We start from the raw sequence: 24,889 nt of genomic DNA on the forward strand, positions 1-24,889 counted from the left end.
CCAGGACCGGCATGACCAGGACCGGCCGACTGGTGATCCTGCTGGTGGCGGTCCTGCTGCTGGGGAGCGTGGGGACCGGGGCGGTGCTGTACGCGGCGCACCGGTCGGGCCTGCGGGACGAACAGCAGGCCGACGGTCCGACCGTGCGGGCCGGCAGTGTCTCGCTGCGGCCGACGTCCGGCCGCCGGCTGCTGGTGCGCAACCTGGCCTGGGGACCGCACCGCGACGAGATCGCCACCGTGCCCGCCGACGATCCGCGGGGGCCGCGCACCGCGTCGGGCGTCACGTGCCTGCGCTTCCACGCGGCGGCGGGCACCGGCATCTGCCTCCAGGCCGTGCACGGGGCGCTGCGGGACACCTACCGGGCGGTGGTGCTCGACGCGCGCCTGCACGAGCGGCGCCGCTTCGCGGTACCGGGCATCCCCACCCGGGCCCGGGTCTCCCCCTCCGGGCATCTGGTCGCCTGGACGGTCTTCGTCAGCGGGGACTCCTACGCCGGTACGGACTTCTCCACCCGCACGGCGATCGTCGACACCCGCACCTGGACGGTCGACGACAATCTGGAGACCTTCCGCATCGTCAGGGACGGGCACTCCTCCCACGCGGCCGACACCAACGTCTGGGGTGTCACCTTCGCCGACGACCACCGGTTCTACGCCACCCTGGCGACCGGCGGGAAGACCTATCTCGTCCGGGGCGACGTCACGGCCCGCACCCTCACCACCGTGCACCGCAACGTCGAGTGCCCGTCCCTGTCGCCCGACGGGACCCGGATCGCGTACAAGAAGCGGGTGAAGGGGGCCTCGCCCGACGCGCCCTGGCGGCTGTACGTGCTCGATCTGCGGACCATGAAGGAGACCCCGACCGCCGAAGGGCGCACCGTCGACGACCAGGCGCTGTGGGCCGACGACGACACCCTCGTCTACGCCCTCCCCGGCGACTACGGCTCCGACCTGTGGACCGTGCCCGCCGACGGCGGCGGTACGGCCCGCCGGCTGATGGAATCCGCCGTCGCCCCCGCCTACCTGGGGTGACGGACTCCGATGGAACCAGAGAGGCGGAGAGGGCGTTTTCCCCCGTGAGCGAGGCGGACCCGGCCGCCGGTGAGAGGAGCGAGGGCGACGTGACGAGTGACAAGGCCCGAAGACTGTTCGAGGCGCTCGACCTCGATCACGACGGGACCCTGACCCGCGTGGAGGTGATCACCGCGCTGCGCACGAAGGGCCCGTCGCTCGCCGCCTCGGGGGATCTGCCGTTCTGGGGCCTGGGGGACGCCGACGCCTCCTCCGCCCTGTTCGACGCGGCCGACCAGAACGGGGACGCGGTGCTGACCGTGGAGGAGTTCGCGTCGGTCGTGGACCGGCGCTTCGGCTGGAGCTGAAGCCGTTGGCGGCGCGCCCGCGGCTGTTCGGCGTCGCCCACCGGGTGCCCTGCAGCGCGGTGGAGGCCGAGGACGTCGTCCAGGACGCCACCTCGCCCGGTCCGCCCGGGTGCGGCGTGAGGCGTACACCGGGCCCTGGCTTGCGGAGCCGGTCGACCCGACCATGGACCCGCGCCTGGGGGCGGAGCGGGCCGAGGCGCTCGACCTGGCGGTCCTCTTCCTCCCGGAGAAGCGGAACCCCGCCGAACAGGCCGCCCACGTCCTGCGGGAGGCCTTCGCGTACCCGTACCGGCGGATCGCGGAGACCCTGGAGACCGGCGACCGGCGACCGGCAAGGCCCGTACGCGCCGATGGCGGCGGACGTTCGGGCCGCTCGCGGAGGGCTTCGACGATCTCGCCGAGGACATCATGCGGCCGCTCACCCGGCTGCCGGGCCATCCGCTGCGCCCGACGTCGTCGCCGGGGCGAACACCGCCTCCGGCCCGTGCCGCGCCCCCGTGCCGCGCTCGACCCCTGCAGCACCGGTGTGCCCGGCATGTACATCTGCTCTGCTCCGCGGCGCCCCCGCCGGGGACCGGCGCGCACGGCATGTGCGGGGCGAACGCGGCGGCGGCGCCGCGCGGGCTCCGCCGTGTCGCGTGACCTGGAGACCCACGACGAGCCGGAGCGGCCGCGGGCGCGGGGGACACGTACTCCGCGTTAGTGTGGGGATCAACCGATTGGCCGGAAATGCGAGGTGGTGGTCTTCGCATGCACAGGCTCCGCACGACAGGAGCCGGGACAGCCGCCGCCGAGCAGGCGGAGCCCGCGGGGAGCGGAGGTCCGGTACCGGGACCGGGGGACGAGGAGACGGAGACACCCACGCGGACGCTGCGCCTGGCCCTGCGGCAGGCGACGACCTGTCTGGGCGGCCTCGGGTCCCTGCTGCACCGCCGCGATCCCGGTACCGGGAGGCTGAGCCTGACGGCGAGCGACGGGCTCCCCCCGGCGAGCGTCGCGGTGTGGGCGGATCTCGGCGAGGAGCGGGACGTGGCGCCCGTACGGGCCGTGCGGGACGGCGCCTTCGCCTGGGTGCCCGGGGACGGGCTGGGGATCGGGGCGGGCGGCACGGCGGCGGTGCCGCTGCTCGGTCCCGGCGGGCCGGTCGGCGTGCTGTCCGTGCTCACGGCGGGGCCCGGCGAGCCGGACGCGACACAACGGTCCTTTCTGCGCACGGTGGCGGCCTGGACCGGAGCTCACCTGGTGAACGCGCCCGGTGGGCCGGTCGGGTCCGAGCGGACCGTGCGCATGAACGAGCTGACCGTCGCGCTCGCCGAGGCCGTCACCTCCCAGGACGTCGTCCGGACCGTCGCCCGGTATGTCGTGCCGCCGTTCGGGGCCGACGGACTGCTGGTCGACGTCATCGAGAGCGGCCGGGTGCACGTGGTGGACTCCACCGGATACCCGGACTCCTTCATCCGGCTGCTCAACGGGATGCCGTACGCCGAGCATCCCGTGATCACCGACATGCTGCGCACCCACACCGCCCTGTTCTTCGAGTCGCCCGAGGAGTTCCTCCGGCCCTATCCGTTCGGCAGGACATTGCTGGAGGCGTCCCCGATGAAGGCCTGGGCGTTTCTGCCGATGGTCGCCTCCGGGCGCAACATCGGCGGACTCACGCTGTCCTTCCACCGGCCGCGCTCCTTCAGCGACGAGGACCGCACGCTGCTCACCACGCTGAGCGGTCTGGTCGGCCAGGCTCTGGAGCGGGCCCGGCTCTACGACGCGGAGCACACCCGCGCCCAGGAACTCCAGCGCGGACTGCTGCCCAGGACCCTCCCCCGGCTGCCGGCCGTGAGCGCCGCCGCCCGCTATCTGCCCGCGGGCAGGGGCGAGGGCGTGGGCGGCGACTGGTACGACCTGATCCCGCTGTCCGCCGACCGGGCCGCCCTCGTGATCGGCGACGTCATGGGCCACGGCATCAGCGAGGCCGCCACCATGGGCCGGCTGCGCACCGCGGTGCGCACCCTCGCCGACCTGGACATGGCCCCGGACGAGCTGCTCGGTCATCTCAACGACGTGGTCAGCGAGCTCGGCGACGACTTCTACGCGACCTGTCTGTACGCCGTGTTCGATCCGGTCACCCGGCTGTGCACGTTCTCGCTGGCCGGTCATCCCCCGCCGGTCGTCGTGCACCCCGACGGCAGCGTCCACTTCCCCGAGCTGGCCGGCGATCCGCCGCTCGGCGCCGCCGATCCTCCCTTCGAGACCCATGAGCTGCGGCTGCCCGAGGACTGTCTGCTGGTCCTGTGGACCGACGGCCTCGTGGAATCCGCCGGCCGGGACTTCGACGAGGGGCTGGAGGAGCTGAAGCAGGTCCTGGCCGACGCCGCGGCCCGCGACCCCCGCTTCCGCCCGGGGCGCCCCGAGCACGGCGCACCGCGGCTGGACGACCTGTGCGACCTGGTCACCTCGGCGCTACTGCCGGACCGCGACCGGACCACCGACGACGCGGCCCTCCTCATCGCCCACACCCATGGCACCTCGGCCGAGGACATCGCCGCCTTCGACCTCCCCTACGACCCCCGAGCGGCCGGACAGGCCCGTGCGCACGTCCGCGGACAGCTCGCCGCCTGGGGGCTGGAGGACCTCGTCGTCAGCACCGAACTCCTGGTCAGCGAACTCGTCGGCAACGCGGTACGGCACGCCCGGGGCCCCCTCGGGCTGCGTCTGCTGCGCAGCCGCTCCCTGATCTGCGAGGTCTACGACGGCAGCCTGACCACCCCGCGCATACGCCGCACCACGTACACCGACGAGGGGGGCCGCGGTCTGCAACTCGTCTCCGCGCTCTCCCGGCGCTGGGGCGCGCGCTATCTCCGGGACGGCAAGTGCATCTGGACCGAGCAGGAGCTCGAGCGGACTCCGGCCGAGTGGGGCGGGTAGCGGGGGCCGCCGCGGACACGCGCCCCGCCGTGGTCAGCAGGCGGCGGTCGCGTCGATCAGCAGCGGAGCGGCCGTCCTCGCCGAGATCTCCTCGTACGTCACTCCGGGCGCGGTCTCGACCAGGGCGAGGCCGGCCGGGGTGATGTCGAGGACGCCGAGGTCGGTGATGACGCGGTGGACGCATCGCTCGCCGGTGAGCGGGAGCGTGCACTCCTCGACGATCTTCGGGGTGCCGTCCTTGGCGGTGTGCTCCATGAGCACGATGACGCGGCGGGCGCCGTGGACGAGGTCCATGGCGCCGCCCATGCCCTTGACCGTCTTCCCGGGGATCATCCAGTTGGCGAGGTCGCCGTGCGCCGACACCTGCATGGCACCGAGCACGGCGGTGTCGATGTGACCGCCCCGGATCATGCCGAAGGACAGGGCCGAGTCGAAGAAGGAGGCCCCGGGCAGGACGGTGACGGTCTCCTTGCCGGCGTTGATGAGGTCGGGGTCGACCTCGTCCTCGGTCGGGTAGGGGCCGGTGCCCAGGATGCCGTTCTCGGAGTGCAGGACGACCTGGACGCCGGGCGGGAGGTGCCCGGGGATCAGGGTCGGCAGGCCGATGCCGAGGTTGACGTAGGAGCCGTCGGCGAGTTCGGCGGCGGCGCGGGCGGCCATCTGGTCGCGGGTCCAGCTCATGCTCGTACGGTCCTCTTCTCGATGTGTTTGTCGGCGGCCTGTGCCGGGGTGAGGGCCACCACGCGCTGGACGTAGATGCCGGGCAGATGCACCTCGTCCGGCCTCAACCCGCCGGTCTCCACCAGCTCTTCGACCTCGGCCACGGTGATCCGGCCGGCCATGGCTGCCAGGGGGTTGAAGTTGGCGGCGGACCTGCGGAAGACGAGGTTGCCGTGGCGGTCGCCGCGCCAGGCCCGGACGAGGGCGAAGTCGGTGGTGATGCCGTGCTCCAGGACGTGGGGGCGGCCGTGGAAGTCGCGGGTCTCCTTGGGCGGGGAGGCGAGGGCGACCGAGCCGTCGGCGGCGTACCGCCAGGGCAGCCCGCCCCGGGCAACCTGGGTGCCCACGCCCGCCGGGGTGTAGAAGGCGGGGATGCCGGCGCCGCCCGCCCGCAGCCGCTCGGCGAGCGTGCCCTGCGGGACCAGCTCCACCTCCAGTTCGCCCGAGAGGTACTGGCGGGCGAACTCCTTGTTCTCGCCGACGTAACTGCCGGTCACACGGGCGATCCGGCCGTCGGCGAGCAGGACGCCGAGGCCGCGTCCGTCCACGCCGCAGTTGTTGGACACGATCTGGAGGCCGCTCGCGCCGCGGGCGTGCAGGGCCCGGACGAGCACGTCGGGGATGCCGCTGAGGCCGAAGCCGCCGACGGCCAGCGACGCGCCGTCGGGGATGTCGGCGACCGCCTCCGCGGCGCTCGCACAGACCTTGTTCATGTGAGGGTCCTTTCCACCGGGACGGGTCCCGCGTCGACGTGGCTCATGACGGTGACGGGCGCGCCGCCGGCGGCGGCGAACCGCGGCGCCGCCGGGGGTGCGGGCCGCTCACGGCCGTTCCCGGGTGCGGCGGCGGGCGAGGGGCAGCGGACGCGGTTCCGCGCCCGGGACGACGGTGTTGGAGACGGTGCCGATGCCTTCGACGGTGAGCGTCACGGTGTCGCCGGGTACGAGCGGCGGCGGGTCCTGCTTGCCGCGGACGCCCCACAGCTCGGCGAGGCAGCCCCCGTTGCCGCAGGTGCCCGAGCCGAGGACGTCACCGGGGCGCACCCAGGTGCCGCGGGAGGCGTAGGCGACCATCTCCTCGAAGGTCCAGCTCATGTGGGACAGCAGGTCCGTGCCGACGGTCGTGCCGTTGACGGCGGCGGCCAGGGCCAGCCGCAGGAAGCCCTCGGCGTCCCGGTACGGCTCCAGTTCGTCGGCGGTGACCAGGTACGGCCCGAGGGTGGTCGCGGTGTCCTTGCCCTTGCAGGGGCCGAGACGGACCTGCATCTCGCGGGACTGGAGATCGCGCGCGGACCAGTCGTTGAAGACCGTGTAGCCGAGAATGTGGTCGCGGGCCTCGGCGGGGGTGAGGTCGCGTCCGGCGCGGCCGACGACGGCGGCGACCTCCAGCTCGAAGTCGAGCACGCCGCTGCCCGGGGGGACCGGGACGTCGTCGTGGGCGCCGATCATCGCGTAGGGGTTGGTGAAGTAGAAGGTCGGAGCGTCGTACCAGGCCTCGGGCACTCCCCCGGCGCCGTCCACGGACCGCCGTACGCCCTCGACATGCTCCTCGAAGGTGACGAAGTCCCGTACGGTGGGCGGCTCCAGCGGTGGCAGCAGCCGCACCTCGGAGACCTGCGGGCCGGGCGGCGCGTCGAGGGCGGCGGCGCCGACGCGGAGCAGCGCGTCGAGACCGTCGCCGGTCCCGATCAGTGCGGTGAGCGAGTGCGTCCCGGGCACCGGGAAGAGGGTCCCGTCCTCCGCGACGACGGCGACCCGGCGTCGGTGCTGGTGTTCATAGGTGGCGAAACGCATGGTCGGCTCCGGGGTGGTTTCCTTGGCGTCGCCCCATCTCACGCCACCCCATCCGATCTGGGAAATCGATTCTCGTTATGCCGCACATCCACGGGACGGATAGGGATGTCCGGGTGGCGGGTGGGCGCCCGGAAATGCGTCGCACCCCGTGCGCGAGGCCGCTAGCCTCCGCGTGGACATGACGAAGAGGCGGGCGACCGCGAGAGGGGCCACGCATGGGGACCGACCGTCTGGGTCTGCTGCTCGACCAGTTCGACTGCGCCAGGGAGAGGGCCCAGGTACGGCTGACGGGGCTGGGGGACGAGGAGTACCTCTGGGAGCCGGTGCCGGACTGCTGGTCGATCCGGCGCCGGGGGGAGGCGACGACTGCCCGGGCGTTCGGGCCCGGCGACTGGGTGCTCGATCTGGGCGCCCCGGACATCCCGCCGAGCGAGTACGCCGAGGTCGCCAGGCAGGCCGCCGACGGGATGTCCGTCGCCAAGATCGCCGAGGACTGGAGCGTGAGCGTCCGGCGGGTCGAGGAGGTCCTCGCCCACACCGGCCCGGTGCGGCCCGACCGGACGCCGATCACCACGATCGCCTGGCGGCTGGGCCACCTCCACTACGGCTTCGCGGGCGGCTGGGAGTGGGCCTTCGGCGAGCGGCGCCGGGATCCGAAGCTGATGGTCGACTTCACCCCCGACGCCTCCCTCGCTCTCGAACGGTTCTGGGCCGCGATCGACCGCTGGCGCGAGGCCGTCGCCGGTGTCACCGAGGAGCAGCTCGACACAGTCGGCTTCTCCCAGTACCCGTACGGTTCCGACCCCGACGATCCGTTCGTGGACGTGCTCTGGGGCGGCAACCTCGAATTCATCCACCACATGTCCGAGATCGCCCTGCTCCGCGACCTCTGGCAGCACCGGGGGTGACGGCTACCAGGCGACGGGGAGTTCGTAGATGCCGTAGGCCTGGGAGTCCTCCTTGAACCTCCCGCACGGCCAGGGCGCTTCTCCTCGTCGTCGACGACCTTCATGGGTTTCCTTCCGGGGCCGCGTTCAGTGCGCGAGGGCGGTCGTGGGCAGCGCGTCGACGACGTCCTGCCGGCGCAGCCGGGTCTGTTTCGGCATGTTCCAGCCGAGGACCCCGGTCACCGCTCCCGCGCTGGTGTAGCGGGCGACGAAGCGCCGGGCCGTCAGGTCTCCCTCGACGATCTCGACGTCCGCGTCGGCGGGCAGCAGTCCGTGGACCTGGAGCTTCGCGTCGAACTGGTCGGTCCAGAAGTAGGGCACGGGGGTGTAGGGGCGGTCCTCGCCGAGGATGGCCCCCGCCACGGCGGCGGCCTGTTCGGTGGCGTTCGTCCGGTTCTCCAGGCGGACGAGACGGCCGTACGGCTCGTGGTGGAAGCGGGCGACGTCGCCGACCGCGTAGACGCCCTGCGCCGCGCGGCAACGGGAGTCGCAGACCACTCCGTTGTCGAGGCGCAGTCCGCTGTCCGCGAGCCAGTCCGTCGCCGGGGTGGCTCCGATGGCGACGACCACGACGTCCGCCGGCAGGCTCTCCCCCGTGGCCAGGGCCACGCCGGCGACCCGGCCGCCGGTGCCGGTCAGGCCGGTCACACCGGTGCCGAGCCGCAGGTCCACTCCGCGCTCGCGGTGCAGATCGCCGAGGAGTCCGGAGACCAGGGGGCCGACCTGGAGCGCCATGGGCGCCGCGAGCGGGCCGGTGAGGGTCACCGCCAGGCCCAGGGTGCGTGCGGTGGCCGCGATCTCGGATCCGAGGACGCCCTCGCCGACGACGACCAGCCGGGCGCCGGGGACCAACTCCCTTTTGAGGGCCAGCGCGTCGTCGAGTCCGCGCAGCACATGGACTCCGGCCAGGTCCGCCGCTCCGGGCAGGGTACGGGCCCGTACCCCGGTGGCGATCACCACGGCGTCCGCCGCCAGTTCGCACCCGGACGCCGTGCGCACGGTGCGGGTCGCGGGGTCCAGGGCGACCGCCTCGTCGCCCAGGACGAGTGCGGCCTTCAGGTCCGCCAGGACCTCCGGTGTCCGCAGCGCCGCCCGTCCGGGCTCCCAGGCCCCGGACAGCACCTGCTTGGACAGCGGGGGCCGGTCGTAGGGTGCGTGGGGTTCGTCGCCGACCACGGTGATCTCACCGGCGTACCCCTTGCGTCGCAGCGACTCGACCGTGCAGAGGCCGGACGCGGAGGCGCCCACCACCAGGACCCGGCCGTGTGCCGGGGTGCCGTCCTCGTTCCTCATACGTTGACTCCGTTGCGCCGTGTGTGTGCCGTGTGCCGGGACGCCGGCCTCTGGCCCGAAAGTTAAATCAAACGGTCGGTACAATCAATCCCCGGCGGCGGATTGCCCGACCCCCTCCCCTCCTCTACGCTCGGCCGTATTCAATCGACCGACCGGTCGAAACAATAAACGCCCTGGAGGGCAGATGAGCGAATCGACGACGGACACCGGTCTCCTCGACGTCGTCATCGTCGGAGCGGGCGTCACCGGCATCCACCAGCTGTACCGTGCCCGCGAGGCCGGCTTCTCGGTCAGGCTGCTGGAGGCCGGCACCGGCGTCGGCGGCACCTGGTACTGGAACCGGTACCCCGAGGCCCGCTTCGACTCCGAGCGCTACACCTACGGCTACCTGTTCTCCCAGGAGCTGTGGGAGGAGTGGGAGTGGACCGAGCACTACGCCGGGCAGCCGGAGATCGAGCGCTACTTCAACCACGTCGTCGACCGCTTCGGCCTGCGGAGCGACATCCTCTTCGGCACCAGGGTCGGCTCGGCGGTCTACGACGAGGACCGCGGCACCTGGACCGTGACGGCCGAGGACGGGACGACGCTGCGGACACGGTTCCTCGTCGCGGCCACCGGTGTCCTCTCGGTGCCCTTCGTCCCCGACATCGAGGGACGCGCGGACTTCCGCGGGGAGCAGCACCACACGGCCCGCTGGCCCAGGACGCCGATCGACTTCACGGGCAGGCGCGTGGCGCTCGTCGGCACCGGGTCCAGCGGGGTGCAGATCGTGCCCGCGATCGCGGACCAGGTCGCCGACCTCACGGTGTACCAGCTGAAGGCCGACTGGGTGACACCCCTGAACAACCGGCCCATCACCGCCGCCGAACAGGCCCGCCTCAAGGCCGACTTCGAGCGGATCCGGGCCACGCTCGACACCTCCCCCAGCGGCTTCCTGCACGAGATCAACCCGCAGAACGGGGCGGACGTCAGCGCCGAGGAGCGGCAGGAGTTCTACGAGAAGATCTGGAACAGCCCCGGCTTCACCAAGCTGACCGAGCACTACCGCGACATGACGTTCAACCCCGTCGTCAACGCCGAGTGGTGCGACTTCATGGCCGCCAAGATCCGCGGCATCGTGGCGGACCCGGAGACGGCCGAGAAGCTGGTCCCGAAGGACGGCGGGTACGGCGCCCGGCGGCCCCCCTTCGGCACCGGCTACTTCGAGGCGTACAACAGGCCGAACGTCTCGCTCGTCTCCCTGCCCGACGACCCCATCCTCCGTATCACCGAGGACGGGATCGAGACGGGCGCCGGGCTGCGCGAGTTCGACATCATCATCTGGGGAACCGGCTACGACTTCGGCACCGGCGCACTCAACCGGCTCGGCGTGCGGGGAGCCGGGGGCCTGCCGCTGAAGGAGTACTGGGCGGACGGCCCGCGCACCTACCTCGGGGTCGCGGCGGCGGGCTTCCCGAACCTCTTCTTCCCCGGCGGCCCGCACGGCGCGCTCGGCAACAACCCGCGCTACGCCGGCGACCAGGTGGAGTTCGTCCACCGGGCCCTGCTGCACGCGCGCGAACACGGCCATGACGTCATCGCGGTCGAGCCGGCCGCGGAGAAGGAATGGACGGACCTGATGAACAGCAGCGACTCGATGTCGATCTTCCAGAGGAGCAGCTACTTCTACGGGGCCAACATCCCCGGGAAGGCCGTCAGCCAGCTGCTCAACCCCACCGGGCGGTGGAAGCTCCAGGAGCTGATCCGGGAGGTCGAGGAGAACGACTACGCCACCTTCGACTTCTCGAAGGCGCGCCGCCGCCCCGCCTGACGGCGGGTCCACCGGCCCCGGTCGCGACCGTCCGTCGGGCGCGGCCGGGCCGCCGTCGGTCCACCACCCGTCCTGCCGGACACGTCCGGACCGACGGCGGCACCACCACCGTCGATGCCCCGGAACCCTCCTCGGGTTCCGGGGCATCGACGTGTCACCGCACGACAGCGGCGGTCACACCGCCGCGATCCTGCGCACCGTCTCGGCGATGGTGTCCCGCGACGGCAGCCACAGCCGCTCCAGGGAGGGCGCGTACGGGGCCGGCACCGGCGGCGGGGCCACCCGGGTCACGGGGGCGTCCAGGTGCCAGAAGCCCTCGTCCACGGCGAGCGCCGACAGTTCGGCCCCGACGCCGAAGTCCCGTACCGCCTCGTGCGCGATGACCAGGCGGTTGGTCCTGGCGAGGGAGGCCAGGACCGTCTCCCGGTCCAGCGGGACGATGGTGCGCAGGTCGACGACCTCGACGCTGACGCCCTCGGCGGCGAGCAGCTCGGCGGCGGCCAGGCAATCCTGGACCATCCGGGACCAGGAGACGAGGGTGACGTCGGTCCCCTCGCGCACGACCCGGGCCCTGCCCAGCGGCAGGAGGTGGTCGTCGGCGGGGCGGGGGCCCTTGAAGCCGTACTGGAGCCGGTTCTCCACGAAGACCACCGGGTTGGGGTCCTGGATCGCGGCGCGCAGCAGGCCGTAGGTGTCGGCCGGGGTGGACGGCATCACCACGGTCAGGCCGGGGATGTGCGCGAGCAGCGCCTCCAGGCTCTGCGAGTGCTGGCTGCCGGAGGAGCGGCCCGCGCCGAACTGCGTGCGCACCACGAGGGGCAGCGAGGCCCGGCCGCCGGTCATGAACCGGAGCTTGGCCGCCTGGTTGAGCAGCATGTCCAGACAGACCCCGATGAAGTCCATGTACATGATCTCGACCACCGGGCGCATCCCGGCCATGGCCGCCCCCACCGCCGTACCGAGGATGGCGCTCTCGCTGATCGGGGTGTCGCGGACCCGGCCGGGGAAGGCCTCGGCGAGGCCCCGGGTGAGGCCGAAGACATTGCCGCCCGCGCCGACGTCGATCCCGGCGACGAACACCGACGGATCTGCCGTCAGCTCGTGCTCCAGGGCCAGTCGTACGGCGTCCATCGACCGGAATGTCTCACCGGCGGCGGGGAGGGGCTCGGGTATCGGGGTGCGCGGGGCGCAGACGAAGTCGTACAGGGTCTCCGGGGCGGGCGCGGGCAGGCCGCGGGCCCACTCCACCGCGGCCTCGATCTCCTTGTGGATCTCCTCGTCCACCGCGTCGACGAGCGCCGGATCGACCCCGGCGGCCGTCAGCTGACGGCGGGTGATCACCAGCGGGTCGCGTTCCTTGGCGGCGGCCACCTCCTCGGGGCTGCGGTAGCGCTCGGGGTCGCCCTCGTAGTGGCCGTGCCAGCGGTAGGTCTCCGCCTCCACCAGCACCGGGCCGCCGCCCGCGCGCAGCCGGTCCACGACGTCGGCCATCAGGCCCGCCACGGCCAGGACGTCGTTGCCGTCGACGTGCGCGTAGCCGATGCCGTAGCCCGCCGCGCGGGCGGAGAGCGGGGCGCGGTGCTGCTCGGCGGCCGGGGAGAACTCGGAGTAGTGGTTGTTCTCGCAGAGGAAGACGACCGGGAGGTCCCACACGGCGGCCAGGTTGACCGCTTCGTGGAACATGCCCTGGGCGACCGCGCCGTCCCCGAAGAACGCCACCACCACGTCACCGGCGGCGCGCAGCCTGGCGGCCGTCGCCACACCGGCGGCGATCGGGAGCCCCGCGCCGACGATGCCGTTGGCGCCGTAGACGCCGAGTCCGGGGTCGGCGATGTGCATCGAGCCGCCGCGGCCGTGGCAGGTCCCGGCGTCCTTGCCCATCAGCTCGGCCATCATCGCCGCCGGGTCCAGGCCCTTGGCGAGCACATGGCCGTGGCCGCGGTGGGTGGAGGTGATGCCGTCGCGGGCGGTCAGCGGCCAGCACGCGCCGACCGCACTGGCCTCCTGACCGATCGACAGGTGCAGGAAACCGGGGATCTCGGTCGCCTTGTACAGCTCGGAGGCCCGCTCCTCGAACCGCCGGATGCGGCGCATCCTGCGGTACATCTCCAGCAGCCGGTTGGCGTGCGGGGAGTCGGGGCCGTCGCCCGGGGCGTGCGGTGCCGGGTTCACGCGCGTCCTCGCGGTGCTTGCGCGGGCGGCGTGACGAGGGCCCGGGCGATCACGTTGCGCTGGATCTCGTTCGTGCCCTCGCCGATCTCGAGGATCTTGGCGTCGGCGTAGAAGCGGGAGATCTCCGACTCGCGGACATAGCCGTAGCCGCCGTGGATCTGCACGGCCTGGGAGGCGGCGCGGTTGGCGACCTCGGAGGCGTACAGCTTCGCCATCGCGGCCTCGGTGCCATATGGGCGGCCCCGGTCGGCGAGCCAGGCGGCCCGGTACACCATCCAGCGGGCGGCCTGAAGTTCGGTGCCCATGTCGGCGATCTTGTGGGCGACCGCCTGGAACGCCGACAGGGGCCGGCCGAACTGCTCGCGTTCCGTGGCGTGCTGAACGGCGAGGGCGAGGGCCGCCTTCGCCAGGGACAGTCCCAGCGCGGCGACGCTGATCCGCCCCTTGTCGAGCACCGACAGGAACTGCCGCAGACCGCCGCCCTCCTCGCCGATCAGATGGTCGTCGGGGACGAAGCAGTCGGTGAAGACCAGCTCCCGGGTGTCCATCGCGTGCCAGCCGAGCTTCTTCAGCTTGCGCCCGCAGGTGTAGCCGGGGGTGTCGGTCGGGACGTAGAAGGTGGCGTACCGCTTGCGGCCGTCGTCCTCGCGGCCGGTCACGGCGAGCACGGTGACGCCCTGGCTGATGTCGGTACCGGCGTTGGTGATGAACATCTTGGTGCCGTTGATCAGCCAGCCGCCGTCCGCACGGCGGGCCGTGGTGGTGATGCCGGCCGCGTCGGAGCCGGCCCCGGGCTCGGTCAGGCCGAACGCGCCGATGGCCTCGCCCCGGGCCAGCGGGGCCAGCCAGCGCCGCTTCTGCTCCTCGGTGCCGTAGGCCAGCAGCGGCAGGGTGGCGATGGTGGAGTGCGCGTTCCAGGAGGAGGCCACCGACTGGTCGGCGGCGCCGAGTTCCTCCATCACGGCCACATAGGTGACGGTGTCGGCGCCCGCGCCGTCGTACTCCTCGGGCACGAGCATGCCCATCAGGCCGAGTTCGCCGAGTTTGGTGAAGACATGGGTCGGGAACTCCTCGTTCTCCGACCACGCGGCGGCGTGCGGGGTGATCTCGCGGGCCGCGAAGTCGCGCACCATCTCCTGGAGCGCCCGCGTCTCCTCGGGCAGGTCGAAATCCATGGTCACAGTCCCTTCGGGGTCAGCAGAACCTTGAGCTGGCCGGCCCTGCGGCCGGCCAGGTCGGCGAAGACCTCCACCCCGTCGGAGAGCGCGAACCGCCCGGTGAGCAGGGGGGAGGCGTCCAGGCGCCCGGTACTCATCAGATCGACGACCCGGGGGATGTCGTGCCGGTAGCCGAGGGTGCCGAGCACGGTCCGCTCGTAGAAGACCAGTTGCCCCAGGTCGAAGGAGACGTCGCCGTGGCCGACGCCCGCCAGCACGACCCGGCCGCCGCGCCGGACGGTGGCCACGGCGTCCCGGGCGAGCGCGGGCACACCGGTCGCGTCGATGACGGCGTCCGGGCCGATGCGCCCGGTACGGACGAACACCTCACGGCGTACGTCCGTCCCGCGCGGGTCGAAGGCCTCGGTGACCCCGATCGCCAGCAGCTTCTCCCGGCGTTCCGTCAGCGGTTCGCTCACGTACAGGCCGGCGGCGCCCGCCAGCCGGGCCGCCAGGACGACGGCGAAGCCGATGGGGCCGCCGCCGACGACCAGCACGTGGTCGCCGGGGCCCACCCCGGCGCGGGTGACGGCGTGCAGGCCGACGGCGAGCGGTTCGGCGAGCGCGGCCATCTCGTCCGTGACCTCGTCCGGCAGCCGGGTCAGTCCGGCGGCCGGCACGGTCACCCGCTCGGCGAACGCCCCGGGTGAGGCGAGGCCCACCGAGCCGCTCCTCGGGCAGATGTGGTAGTCGCCGCGCGCGCACCAGAAGCAGGTCCCGCAGCGCCAGACCGGGTCCGCGGTGACCCGGTCGCCGACCGCGACGCCCTGCACCGGTGCTCCCAACGCGACGACCGTGCCGCTGAGTTCATGGCCGAGGGCGAGCGGCGGGCGGGCCCCGGTGAGCGGGTGCGGGCTCTCCCGGATCAGGTGCGGGCCTTCCTGGTACTCGTGCAGGTCGGTACCGCACACCCCGCACCAGGAGACCTCGACGACCGCCTCGTGCGGCCCCGGTTCCGGTGGCTCCGGGACCTCGTCGAGCCGCAGATCACCTGCGCCGTGCCACCGCAGCGCCTTCACGTCGTACGTCCCTTCTCGTCGTCCCCGTCGCTGTGCGGGCCGTCGCGTCGCGCGCCCCGTTCGAGGAAGGCGCGGAGCCCGTCGGCGGCGTCGTCCGTGCCGAACACCCCGGTGAACAGCGACCGTTCGAGCGCCAGGCCGGTGGAGAGGGCGGCGTCGGCGCCGTGGTCCACCGCTTCCTTGATCGCCTCCAGGGCCGCCGCGGGGCCCTCGGCGAGCTGACGGGCGTACCGGAGGGCGGCCTCGTGCGCCTCGCCCGCCGGTACCACCTCGTCCACGAGGCCGAGGCGCAGCGCCTCGTCCGCGCCGACGGTGCGTCCGGTCATCAGCAGGTTCTTCGCCCGCGCGGGGCCGATCAGCCGGGTGAGCCGCTGGGTGCCGCCGGAGCCCGGCATGATCCCGAGGCGGACCTCGGGCTGGCCGAGCCGGGCGTCGTCGGCGGCCACCCGGTAGTCCGCCGCGAGGGCCAGTTCCAGCCCTCCGCCGAGCGCGTGGCCGGTGATCGCCGCGACGACCGGCACGGACAGCCGCGCCACCTCGTCGAACGTCCGCTGCAGAGCCCGGTTCCAGCCACGCACCTGCCCGGGCGACATGGCGGCCAGCGCCTTGATGTCCGCGCCCGCCGCGAACAGCCGCTCGCCGCCGTACAGCACGACGGCCCGCACCTCCCGGTCGTCGGCGAGTGCGCGCACCGCCGCGCAGAGCTCCTCGCGCTGCCGGGAGTCGAATGCGTTCATCGGCGGATGGAGCAGACGCAGCGTGACCACTGGCCCTTCGCCTTCCCTGCGGATGCGTGGCACGAGGCCCTCCTGTCCCGGTGCGGTGAATCCCGGAGGCCGGGAACGGTTGTCGACGCGTTCGTGTCGTCGTAAAGTGCGACCAAGTTTTATAGACCAAGAGGTACACTAAATCTTGGGAGCGGGCAACCGACCGGTCGGGACATTCCCGGCCACCGAGCCGAGAGAGTCGCCGTGCACAATTTCTCGAGCATCCTCGATTACCACTTCCGCCAACGGCCCGACGCCGTCGCGATCGCGCAGGAAGACCGCCGACTGACCGTCCGGGACCTGCATCGACGGGTGAACCGGCTGGCCGCGGGCCTGACGGACCTGGGCATACGGCGCGGGGACGTCGTCGGACTGCTGCTCTACAACCGGCCGGAGTTCCTTGAGCTGGTGTATGCCGTCAACCGGATCGGCGCGGTGTTCCTGCCGCTGAACTACCGGCTGTCGGAGGAGGAATGGGCCTACATCCTCGGCCATGCGCGGGTGAAGGCGCTGGTGACCGAACCCGAGTTCCTGCGGGCCGTGGACCGGATCGCGGCGGGCCCGGCCGGCCTGGAGCACCGGATCCTGGTGGACGGCGCCGCCGAGGGCCCGTGGACCGGGTACGAGGAGCTGCTCGCCCGGCACCCGGGGGCCCAGGTCGATCCCGCGGAGGTCGAGCCGGGTGATCTCCAGCGGCTGATGTACACCTCCGGCACCACCTCACGCCCCAAGGGCGTGTGCATCACCTACGGCAACCTCCAGGCGAAGAACCTCGCCCACATCGTCCACTTCGGCCTGACCTCGGCGGACACCGCCCTGGTCTGCGGCCCCCTCTACCATGTGGGCGGCCTCGACATGCCCGCCCTCGCCGTCCTGCAGGCCGGCGGAGGCGTCGTCCTCCAGCGCAGGTTCGACGCCGTCGGCGCCCTCGATGCCATCCAGGAGCACCGCGTCACCCACACCTGGCTGGCGCCCGCCATGGTCAACGCCGTGCTGGAGGTCCCCGACCGGGAGTCGTACGACACCTCCTCGGTGCGGTGCGTGCTGGGCGGCGGCGAGAAGACCCCCGAGCCGGTGCTGCGGCGGATCATGCACGCCTTCCCCCACGCCTGGTTCGCCGACGCCTACGGACTCACCGAGACCGTCTCCGGCGACACCTTCCTCGACCGCGAGCACGCCCTCACCAAGCTGGGCTCGGTCGGACGCCCCGTCCCGTTCACGCGGGTACGGATCGTGGACGACAGCGGCCGTGAGGTCCCGGCCGGCGAGCTCGGTGAGATCACCCTGCGCGGGCCGAAGGTCTTCTCCGGCTACTGGCGCGACGAGAAGGCCACCGCCGCGGCCCTGAAGGACGGCTGGTTCCACACCGGGGACATCGGGCACCTCGACGGCGACGGGTACCTCTACATCGACGACCGCAAGAAAGACATGATCGTCTCCGGCGGCGAGAACATCGCCACCCCCGAGGTCGAACGCGTCCTCTACGAACACCCCGCCGTCCTGGAGGCCGCCGTCGTCGGCCTTCCCCACCCGCGCTGGGGCGAAGTGCCCCGCGCCTTCGTCGTCTTCCGCCCCGGCGAGCGCGCCGCACCGGACGACCTGCGCGCCTTCTGCGCGGCCCGCCTCGCCAAGTTCAAGGTGCCCGCGCGCTTCGACGTCGTCGACGAACTCCCCCGCACCCCCTCCGGCAAGGTCCTCAAGCGGACCCTGCGCGGCCTCCCCACGAAGGACTGAGCCATGGCCGACGTCATCACCGACCTGCGCCTCGACGGAAGGACCGCCTGGGTGACCGGCGCCGGCAAGGGCCTGGGCCGGGCCGTCGCCGTCGCCCTCTCCCAGGCCGGGGCGAAGGTGGCGGTCACCGCCCGCACCGCCGCCGACCTGGAAAGTCTGGAGGCCGAACTCGCCGCGCACGGCGGCGACGTGCTCGTGCTCCCCGGCTCGGTCGCCGACCCGGACGCCGTACGCACGCTCGTCGAACGGGCCGCCGGATGGTCGGGACGGCTCGACGCCGCCGTCCACTGCGCCGGGATCAGCCCGCACTTCACCCGCAGCGAGCACCTCACCGACGACGACTGGCGCCAGGTGCTGGACGTCAACCTCCAGGGCACGTTCTTCTGCTGCCGCGAGGCCGGCAAGGTGATGCTGGAGCAGCGCTCCGGGTCGATCGTCAACGTCTCCTCGGTGCACGCGCGCACCGGCTTCGAGCGGATCGCGCCGTACGCCGCCGGCAAGGGCGCCGTGGAGGCGCTGACCCGCGCCCTCGCCGTGGAGTGGGCCGACCGCGGCGTCCGCGTCAACAACCTGGCTCCCGGCTACTTCCGCACCGACCTCAGCTCCGGACTGCTGGACAGCCGCTGGGGCGAGCGCATCGTGCGCGGCACCCCGCTCGGCCGCGTCGGCGACGCGGACGAACTGGGCGGCGCCGCCGTCTTCCTCGCCTCCGACGCCTCCCGCTTCGTCACCGGCACCACCCTCACGGTCGACGGCGGCTGGACCGCCTGGTGAACGTCTCTCTTTGCGCGAGTCATTGAATGTACCGACCGTTGGGTCTATCTTTCGCGGCAATCCCCCACGCCCCGCCCGTGGCAGAGCCGCCGCGCCCAGGCTCCCGCTCTCCTCCGGAAGACCGCCCATGTCCCAGACACCAGCCCCTGGTCGTCGGCTGCTGTGCCGTGGGCACACTCCTCGTCGCGCTGATCCCCCGGGGCAAGCGGCTCGACGAGGCGGTGGCCGCCGAAACGGCGGCGTGACCGCCCCACCCCGGTGATCACCGCACGGGACCGGTTCGCCGCCGCCCGCCCCTCCTCGGGGGAGGCGGCGTGCGGCCGGTCCCGCACGGCCGTACGGCGACGCGCGCGGCCGCCGGCCCGGAGGTCACTCGTCGCTCATGGCGGCGCACAGGCCGCCGTCGACGACGAGGTCGACACCGCTGACGAAACTCGCCTCGTCCGACAGCAGGAACGCGGCGACGGCGGCGACCTCCTCGTACCGCCCGGTCCGGCCCAGTGGCGTGCTCAGGATGAGCCGGCGCACCGACTCGTGCCGTTCCGCCTCCATACGGGTCTGCGGGGTGTCGATCGCGCCGGGCGACACCGAGCACACGCGGGCGCCCAACGGACCGAGCCGCACCGCCTCGGCACGGGCGAAGCGCTGCACACCGTACGTCGCCCACGGGTAGGCCCACGCGGGATCCTCGACCGCGGGGCCGATGGCGTCGCGGATCCGGTCGAGGAGCCCGTCGTCCACCGGCTCGTCCAGGACGGCCGCGACCGTCGGGTCGGGTTCGATGCGGGCGATCAGCGGGGACACCGAGGCGCAGTACACGAAGGCCGTCCCGGCGCCGGCCAGGGGGCGCAGCGCCTCGGCGAGCAGCACCGTGCCCACCAGGTCGACCTCGATGATCCTGCGCCAGTCGCCCTCCTCCGGTGCGACGCTCTCGGCGTGCGCGACCGCCCGCAGCGCACCGGCCCCGCCCGCGCGGCGGGCCAGCCGGGCGAGGTCCCCGGGGTCGGTGACGTCCACGCCGATCGGCTCGACGACCGCCCTCTTGCCGTACCTGGACAGGCCCTTGGCGACCCGGGCCGCGGCCGCCTCGTCCCGGTCGGCGAGCAGCAGCACGTCCACCCGGTCGGCGAGGCGCCGCGCGCAGGCCTCCCCCACCCCGCCGCCGGCTCCGGTGGCGATACCTACCGTGCTCATGTGCCACTCCTCACTGGGGGACACCCTCACCTCACGAGTGTCTCGCGGTCGCGGCCGAACCGATCGCCGTGGGCCGCGCCGGTCAATGTACCGTTTGGTCTGGCAAACCGGATGACGTCCCGTACTCCGCTCCCCGCAGAAGGGAGTCCGTCCGCCGGCGCCCCCGGAGTCGGCTTTAATTCAGTACGTCGTCACGTCAAGCGGGAGAGAACCCATGCCACGACCACCGGGCCATGGACCGGGCTTCGAGGTCAGACGCCAGAAGATCATCGATGTCGCGGCAGCCCTGTTCGCCCGGCAGGGATACGCGGCGACGTCGATCAACGACCTGGGCCGGGCGGTGGGACTCGCCAAGGGCGCGCTGTACTACTACATCGGCTCGAAGGAGAACCTCCTCGTCGAGATCCAGTCCCGGGTGATGGGGCCGCTGCTGTCCCGGGCCCGGCAGATCGCGGACCTCGACACGACCCCCCTGCTGCGGCTGCGGCTGCTGTCCGAGTCGCTGCTGACCATCATCTTCCGCCGGCTGGACCACATCTGGGTCTACGAGCACGACTACCGCTCGCTGAGCGGTGCGGAGCTGAAGACCCTGCTGGAGCAGCGCTCGGACTTCGAGCAGCTGATCTCCGCGCTGCTCGCGGAGGCCGTGGAGCAGAACACCTTCCGCACGATGGAACCGCGCCTGGGCACCCTGCAGTTCCTCAACCTCCACAACCACACCTATCAATGGGTGAATCCGGACGGACAGTGGGACGCGGCCTTCCTGGCCCGCGAGTACTGCACGACGCTGTTCCGCGGCTTCGGCGCCCCCGACCACGCCCTGCCGAGGATCGAGGAGCAGGCGGAGGCCTTCAAACGCGACCACCCCGAGCTGTCCCTCGATCCGGAGGAGAGGTGGAAGCCGACCACGGACTGACCGCCGACCCGTCCCCGTCCCCCGAGTCGAACTGCCGTTCACCCGGCCCTGACCCGCATCGTCCGGGCGTCCGGCGAGTTCTCCGTTCAGGGTGTCGTCCGCCGCGTACGGTAGCCCCGCTGCCGCGCCTCACCCCTCGTGGTGGGGTGGATACGGACAGTGAAGGAACGGCGCGAGGGAAAGGAACGGGGCAAGGATGACGGAGGCCACGGCGAGCGAGCCGGATGAGCGGGTACTGGGCCGCCGGTGGACGGTGCGACTGGACCCCGCCGGCCGCGGCAGCACGGCGGTACGCGTCTCGTGCAGCCGCCCTGCCTGTGCCGAACAGCGACTTCCGTCCGCGGCCGTCGGCCGTGCGGCCGCGGTCGAACACCTCAAGTCCCATCTGCGGGCGGTCGCGGGGCCCCGGACCGGGGCGTACTGCGCGTGCCGGGCCGAAAACTGCCATACGCACATCTCCGCCGCCGACCGGCAACAGGGAGTCCAGCCCTGGCGGTGCGGCGGGGCGGTCGTCCTGGCCGTGCTCAGCGACCGGCAGGGCCGCTGGTGGCAGGCGATGGAGTGCTGCGCACGCTGTGCGGCCGCGACACCCGGCGCCAAGGTCGTCACCACCACCCCGCTCCCCTGCGGCCCGGAGGCCGGCTCCCCCGCCACGGCCGACCGCCCGCCGACCGCCCCGGCCGGCGCGCCACGGTTCTCCGACACGTCCCCGCCCGCGGCCGGCCGGCGGAACGTGCCCGCGCCCCGCTCCTCGCCCTCGCCGCGCGCCCGTCCGCACGGGAAGATCGCCCAGCGGGTCGTGCCGCACGATCTGCGGCCCGCCGTCCTGCGGGACGAACTCGTCGAACTCGGCGACCTGTTCCGCGCGTACCAGAAGCGCACCGAGCCCGACCTGGCGCTGCTCGCCGACCTCCATGAACGCAAGGCGCGCGCCTTCACCACCTGGGCCGAGGCCACCGGCGACCCCGCGCTTCAGCAGGAGGCACGGCGCGCCGAGCAGGCCGCCGCCACGGCCCGCTCCCAGCATCTTCAGCGCACCGGCCTCGGCGCGGACGCCGACGGGCCGGCCGTCAGCCGTCTGCTGAACGCGCCGGCGCAGTGGGAGCACGTACGCTCCGTCCTCGCGCACGTGGCCGACCACAGCCCGCTGCCGGGACCGGACGCCCGGCTGCTCGTCCTGATGCTGACCCTGCGCACCGCGCACACCGGAACCGGCAACGTCGTCGGCCAGGACATCACCGCGCTGGGCCTGACCGACCCGCAGGACCTGCTCGAGAAGCTGACCGACTGCGGATGGCTGGTCGTCCCCGGCACCGTGGAGGACCTGCTCGCCTCCCGCCCGGAGAGCCCCACCGCCGTCACCGTCCCCTCCCTGGCCCCCCGCGAAGACGGTTCGGGACCGTTCACGTTCGGCAGGAAGACGCGGCCCAGGCTCAGTGGCTGGGCCCAGAGGATCGTCTCGGACAAGAAACTCCGCAAGGCCAGGGCCACCGCCGGCACCCACCTGCTCGCCCTGACCCTGGCCACCCGGACCAACGGCTCGGGACGCCTCGGCCCCGACGACCGGGGCGTCGCCCTGAGTTCCCTCACCGCCGCGATCCCGGTGGATCCGGGCGAGTTGCCGCGCCTGGTGGACCAGCTCACGGCAGCGGGCTGGCTCACCGAAGCCGCCCTCACCGACAGCCACCTCACCGGACGGCTGACCGAACGCGTCCTCCCGCTCACCTGTCCCCTCCCCCAGCCGGACCGGGCAGGTCAGGCGGGGTAGCGCCCGGTCCGGCTGCGGTCGTCGGTTCTCGGCGGTTGGTCCACGGGTTCCAGAAGAAGGTGCCGTCGGCGCACTGGTAGCGGTCCCCGTGCCCGCGCTCGATGCCCTGCCGGCCGGCGGTCCGGCAGCCGCCCAGGGTGAGGTACCTGCCGCGGAGGACGTCGAGGCCGTCGGCGTGCGGGCACCGGCGTCAGGCTCAGAGCAGGGAACGGATCGCGGTCTCGAAATGCTCCACGTGCTCGGCGGCCAGGGCCGCGGCGCGGTCCCCGTCTCCTGCCAGGACCGCGCGCACGAGCGGACCGTGCTCGCCCACATGGCCGGCCAGCCCGGGGAGGCGGTCGAGGAACAGGCACCAGATACGCGTGGCCAGGTTGTCGTAACGGACCAGTGTGTCCTGGAGGAAGGGGTTCGCCGTGGCGGTGTACAGCGCCCGGTGCAGCCGGAGGTCCAGTTCGAGGAGTTCGGCGACCTCCCGTCCGGCGGCCGCGTCCAACTCCTCCAGCAGGCGGCCGAGTACGGCCCGGTCCACCGCGCCGGCCCGGCGCGCGGCGCAGTCCGCCGCCAGCGGCTCCAGCCGCAGGCGCACCTCGGTGAGGTGACCGAGGTCGGTGATCTGCACCTCGGAGGCGAACGTGCCGCGCCGTGGGTAGGAGACCACCAGCCGGTCGGCCTCCAGGCGCTTGAGCGCCTCGCGCACCGGCGTGCGTCCGACCCCCAGCTCCGCGGCCATCTGCTCGTCGTTGATGGGTGTACCGGGCGCGATCTGCAACGTCACCAGGCGGTCGCACAGGGCCCGATAGGCCCGCTCGGCCAGGGTGAGCCCGTTCTCCGTCACCGCGACCGACATGCGCACCCTCCTCGCCGAGACTCGATCCCCCGACGCTAGCACGATTGATATATCAGCCCGTGCCCGGCGACTGCGCGACGACTCCTTGACGACTGACCTGAAATGCGCCTACAACTAATATATCAGATGTACGCCACCACCCTCCAAGGGGACCGCATGAGCTTCTCCCAGCCGCTGACCCTGTTCGACCCGGAGGTCGCCGCCGCGGCCGACGCGGAGCTCGAGCGCCAGCAGTCGACGCTGGAGATGATCGCGAGCGAGAACTTCGCGCCGGTGGCGGTGATGCAGACGCTCTCCGCCGAGCAGACCGAGTCGCTGCGCGGCCGGGTGGCGAAGCTCGCCGCCGCGTTCCCCCTGTACCCCGAGCTGAACGGAGCCGCGGCATGACCGGCACGCCGCTTCCGGACCACCCGGACTTCCTCTGGCGCAACCCCGACCCCAAGCGGTCGTACGAGGTGGTGATCGTCGGTGGCGGCGGGCACGGCCTGGCCACCGCCTACTACCTGGCCAAGAACCACGGCATCACCGACATCGCGGTGCTGGAGAAGGGGTGGCTGGCCGGCGGGAACATGGCCCGCAACACCACCATCATCCGCTCCAACTACCTGTGGGACGAGAGCTCCGGCATCTACGAGCACTCCCTGAAGCTGTGGGAGACCCTCGAGGAGGACCTCGACTACCCCATCCTGTTCAGCCAGCGCGGGGTGCTCAACCTCGCGCACACCCTCCAGGACATCCGGGACAGCAGACGCCGGGTCCACGCCAACCAGCTCAACGGCATCGACGCCGAGTGGCTGGAGCCGGACGAGGTCGCCAAGGTCTGCCCGATCGTCAACATCGACCCGGACGTCCGCTATCCGGTGCTCGGCGCCACGTACCAGCCGCGCGCCGGCATCGCCAAGCACGACTACGTGGCCTGGGGTTTCGCGCGCCGGGCCGACGCCTACGGCATCGACCTGATCCAGAACTGCGAAGTCACGGGCATCGACGTGACGGACGGCCGGGTGACGGGCGTACGGACCACCCGCGGCGACATCGCCGCCGGCAAGGTGGCGCTCGCCGGTGCGGGACACACCTCGGTGCTCGCCGAAATGGTGGGCCTGCGGCTGCCGTTGCAGAGCCACCCGCTCCAGGCGCTGGTCTCCGAGCTGCTGGAACCGGTGCACCCGACGGTCGTGATGTCCAACGCCGTCCATGTGTACGTCTCCCAGGCGCACAAGGGCGAACTCGTCATGGGCGCCGGCATCGACAGCTACAACGGCTACGGCCAGCGCGGCGCGTTCCACATCATCGAGCGCCAGATGGCCGCCGCCCTGGAGCTGTTCCCGGTGTTCGCCCGCGCCCACATGCTGCGCACCTGGGCCGGCATCGTCGACACCACCCCGGACGCCTCCCCCATCGTCGGACTCACCCCGGTCGAGAACCTGTACCTCAACTGCGGCTGGGGAACGGGCGGGTTCAAGGCCACCCCCGGCGTCGGCTGGTGCTACGCCCACACCGTCGCCACCGGCGAACCCCACCCGTACAACGCGCCCTTCGCCCTGTCCCGGTTCGTCACCGGCGCACTGGTCGACGAGCACGGCGCGGCCGCCGTCGCCCACTGACCCCCCTCCCG

The 24,889-nt window shown here is 72.6% G+C and carries 20 protein-coding genes and 2 pseudogenes; 12 read left to right on the top strand and 10 right to left on the bottom strand.

The genetic code is table 11. The features are described from left to right. The first annotated feature begins 11 nt into the window (after nucleotides 1-11). From AQJ64_RS10945 to AQJ64_RS10955, 4 genes and pseudogenes are all read left to right on the top strand, one after another. Nucleotides 12-1,034: a TolB family protein gene (locus AQJ64_RS10945; RefSeq protein WP_055633384.1), complete on the top strand. Its 1,023-nt coding sequence runs from the start codon at nucleotides 12-14 to the stop codon at nucleotides 1,032-1,034. A gap of 89 nt (nucleotides 1,035-1,123) precedes the next feature. Continuing rightward, nucleotides 1,124-1,381: an EF-hand domain-containing protein gene (locus AQJ64_RS10950; RefSeq protein WP_055633383.1), complete on the top strand. Its 258-nt coding sequence runs from the start codon at nucleotides 1,124-1,126 to the stop codon at nucleotides 1,379-1,381. Then, nucleotides 1,372-1,703, top strand: a pseudogene (locus AQJ64_RS50675) (sigma-70 family RNA polymerase sigma factor family protein); the annotation flags it as partial. The gene AQJ64_RS10950 and the pseudogene AQJ64_RS50675, both read left to right, overlap by 10 nt. Before the next feature lie 428 nt (nucleotides 1,704-2,131). Then, a complete protein-coding gene (locus AQJ64_RS10955; protein WP_079061582.1) occupies nucleotides 2,132-4,303 on the top strand; it encodes a SpoIIE family protein phosphatase in 2,172 nt (723 codons plus the stop codon). Between the two features lie 33 nt (nucleotides 4,304-4,336). Here the strand turns inward: AQJ64_RS10955 and AQJ64_RS10960 are convergent, their stop codons facing one another. The 3 genes from AQJ64_RS10960 to AQJ64_RS10970 form a co-directional block, all read right to left on the bottom strand. Continuing rightward, nucleotides 4,337-4,984 (bottom strand): CoA transferase subunit B, encoded by a 648-nt coding sequence (locus AQJ64_RS10960; RefSeq protein WP_055633357.1) that lies wholly within the window; start codon nucleotides 4,982-4,984, stop codon nucleotides 4,337-4,339. Beyond that, a complete protein-coding gene (locus AQJ64_RS10965) occupies nucleotides 4,981-5,736 on the bottom strand; it encodes a CoA transferase subunit A (protein ID WP_055633356.1) in 756 nt (251 codons plus the stop codon). Before AQJ64_RS10965 ends, AQJ64_RS10960 begins: the two co-directional genes overlap by 4 nt. Before the next feature lie 108 nt (nucleotides 5,737-5,844). Further along, entirely contained in the window at nucleotides 5,845-6,816 is a 972-nt protein-coding gene (locus AQJ64_RS10970; RefSeq protein ID WP_059202589.1) for a fumarylacetoacetate hydrolase family protein, read from the bottom strand. Between the two features lie 215 nt (nucleotides 6,817-7,031). Between AQJ64_RS10970 and AQJ64_RS10975 the strand changes: the two genes are divergently transcribed. Further along, nucleotides 7,032-7,724: a DinB family protein gene (locus AQJ64_RS10975; protein WP_055633354.1), complete on the top strand. Its 693-nt coding sequence runs from the start codon at nucleotides 7,032-7,034 to the stop codon at nucleotides 7,722-7,724. 126 nt (nucleotides 7,725-7,850) lie between these two features. Here the strand turns inward: AQJ64_RS10975 and AQJ64_RS10980 are convergent, their stop codons facing one another. After that, nucleotides 7,851-9,056, bottom strand: a complete 1,206-nt coding sequence (locus AQJ64_RS10980) for an NAD(P)/FAD-dependent oxidoreductase (RefSeq protein WP_055633353.1) — start codon at nucleotides 9,054-9,056, stop codon at nucleotides 7,851-7,853. 184 nt (nucleotides 9,057-9,240) lie between these two features. Between AQJ64_RS10980 and AQJ64_RS10985 the strand changes: the two genes are divergently transcribed. Beyond that, nucleotides 9,241-10,866, top strand: a complete 1,626-nt coding sequence (locus AQJ64_RS10985; protein WP_055633352.1) for a flavin-containing monooxygenase — start codon at nucleotides 9,241-9,243, stop codon at nucleotides 10,864-10,866. A gap of 174 nt (nucleotides 10,867-11,040) precedes the next feature. On the opposite strand, the gene AQJ64_RS10990 is transcribed toward AQJ64_RS10985, so the two are convergent. The 4 genes from AQJ64_RS10990 to AQJ64_RS11005 are packed head-to-tail and all read right to left on the bottom strand — an operon-like array spanning nucleotide 11,041 to nucleotide 16,011. Further along, complete coding sequence (locus AQJ64_RS10990) at nucleotides 11,041-13,038, bottom strand: alpha-ketoacid dehydrogenase subunit alpha/beta (RefSeq protein WP_099053931.1); 1,998 nt, start codon at nucleotides 13,036-13,038, stop codon at nucleotides 11,041-11,043. Next, on the bottom strand, nucleotides 13,035-14,213 hold the full coding sequence (locus tag AQJ64_RS10995; RefSeq protein ID WP_055633351.1) for an acyl-CoA dehydrogenase family protein: 1,179 nt from the start codon (nucleotides 14,211-14,213) through the stop codon (nucleotides 13,035-13,037). Before AQJ64_RS10995 ends, AQJ64_RS10990 begins: the two co-directional genes overlap by 4 nt. A 2-nt stretch (nucleotides 14,214-14,215) precedes the next feature. Beyond that, complete coding sequence (locus tag AQJ64_RS11000) at nucleotides 14,216-15,274, bottom strand: alcohol dehydrogenase catalytic domain-containing protein (protein ID WP_055633350.1); 1,059 nt, start codon at nucleotides 15,272-15,274, stop codon at nucleotides 14,216-14,218. Further along, a complete protein-coding gene (locus tag AQJ64_RS11005; RefSeq protein WP_055633380.1) occupies nucleotides 15,271-16,011 on the bottom strand; it encodes an enoyl-CoA hydratase/isomerase family protein in 741 nt (246 codons plus the stop codon). The genes AQJ64_RS11000 and AQJ64_RS11005 overlap by 4 nt, the downstream gene beginning before the upstream one ends. Nucleotides 16,012-16,245: 234 nt before the next feature. On the opposite strand from AQJ64_RS11005, the gene AQJ64_RS11010 reads away from it, so the two are divergent. Beyond that, nucleotides 16,246-17,775, top strand: coding sequence for an acyl-CoA synthetase (locus AQJ64_RS11010; protein WP_055633349.1), 1,530 nt, complete (start codon nucleotides 16,246-16,248; stop codon nucleotides 17,773-17,775). Between the two features lie 3 nt (nucleotides 17,776-17,778). Continuing rightward, entirely contained in the window at nucleotides 17,779-18,549 is a 771-nt protein-coding gene (locus tag AQJ64_RS11015; RefSeq protein WP_099053930.1) for an SDR family NAD(P)-dependent oxidoreductase, read from the top strand. Nucleotides 18,550-18,918: 369 nt separating this feature from the next. Here AQJ64_RS11015 and AQJ64_RS11020 read toward each other — a convergent pair whose 3' ends face one another. Beyond that, nucleotides 18,919-19,743, bottom strand: coding sequence for an SDR family oxidoreductase (locus AQJ64_RS11020; protein WP_055633348.1), 825 nt, complete (start codon nucleotides 19,741-19,743; stop codon nucleotides 18,919-18,921). Nucleotides 19,744-19,957: 214 nt separating this feature from the next. On the opposite strand from AQJ64_RS11020, the gene AQJ64_RS11025 reads away from it, so the two are divergent. Both AQJ64_RS11025 and AQJ64_RS11030 read left to right on the top strand, forming a co-directional pair. Next, on the top strand, nucleotides 19,958-20,659 hold the full coding sequence (locus AQJ64_RS11025; protein WP_055633347.1) for a TetR/AcrR family transcriptional regulator: 702 nt from the start codon (nucleotides 19,958-19,960) through the stop codon (nucleotides 20,657-20,659). A 196-nt stretch (nucleotides 20,660-20,855) separates the two neighbouring features. After that, nucleotides 20,856-22,427 carry a hypothetical protein gene (locus AQJ64_RS11030; RefSeq protein ID WP_059202590.1) on the top strand — a complete coding sequence of 524 codons (1,572 nt, stop codon included), beginning with the start codon at nucleotides 20,856-20,858 and terminating at the stop codon, nucleotides 22,425-22,427. Nucleotides 22,428-22,623: 196 nt separating this feature from the next. Here AQJ64_RS11030 and AQJ64_RS11035 read toward each other — a convergent pair whose 3' ends face one another. Continuing rightward, entirely contained in the window at nucleotides 22,624-23,274 is a 651-nt protein-coding gene (locus AQJ64_RS11035) for a GntR family transcriptional regulator (protein WP_055637729.1), read from the bottom strand. Between the two features lie 156 nt (nucleotides 23,275-23,430). Between AQJ64_RS11035 and AQJ64_RS51700 the strand changes: the two are divergent. Both AQJ64_RS51700 and AQJ64_RS11045 read left to right on the top strand, forming a co-directional pair. Next, nucleotides 23,431-23,601: pseudogene (locus AQJ64_RS51700) on the top strand (serine hydroxymethyltransferase); the annotation flags it as partial. A gap of 56 nt (nucleotides 23,602-23,657) precedes the next feature. Further along, the gene (locus AQJ64_RS11045) at nucleotides 23,658-24,878 is read left to right on the top strand and encodes a sarcosine oxidase subunit beta family protein (protein WP_055637731.1); all 1,221 of its coding nucleotides are present in this window, start codon (nucleotides 23,658-23,660) and stop codon (nucleotides 24,876-24,878) included. Nucleotides 24,879-24,889: the final 11 nt, after the last annotated feature.

This window comes from Streptomyces griseoruber (assembly GCF_001514205.1).
GTDB classification, from domain to species: domain Bacteria; phylum Actinomycetota; class Actinomycetes; order Streptomycetales; family Streptomycetaceae; genus Streptomyces; species Streptomyces griseoruber.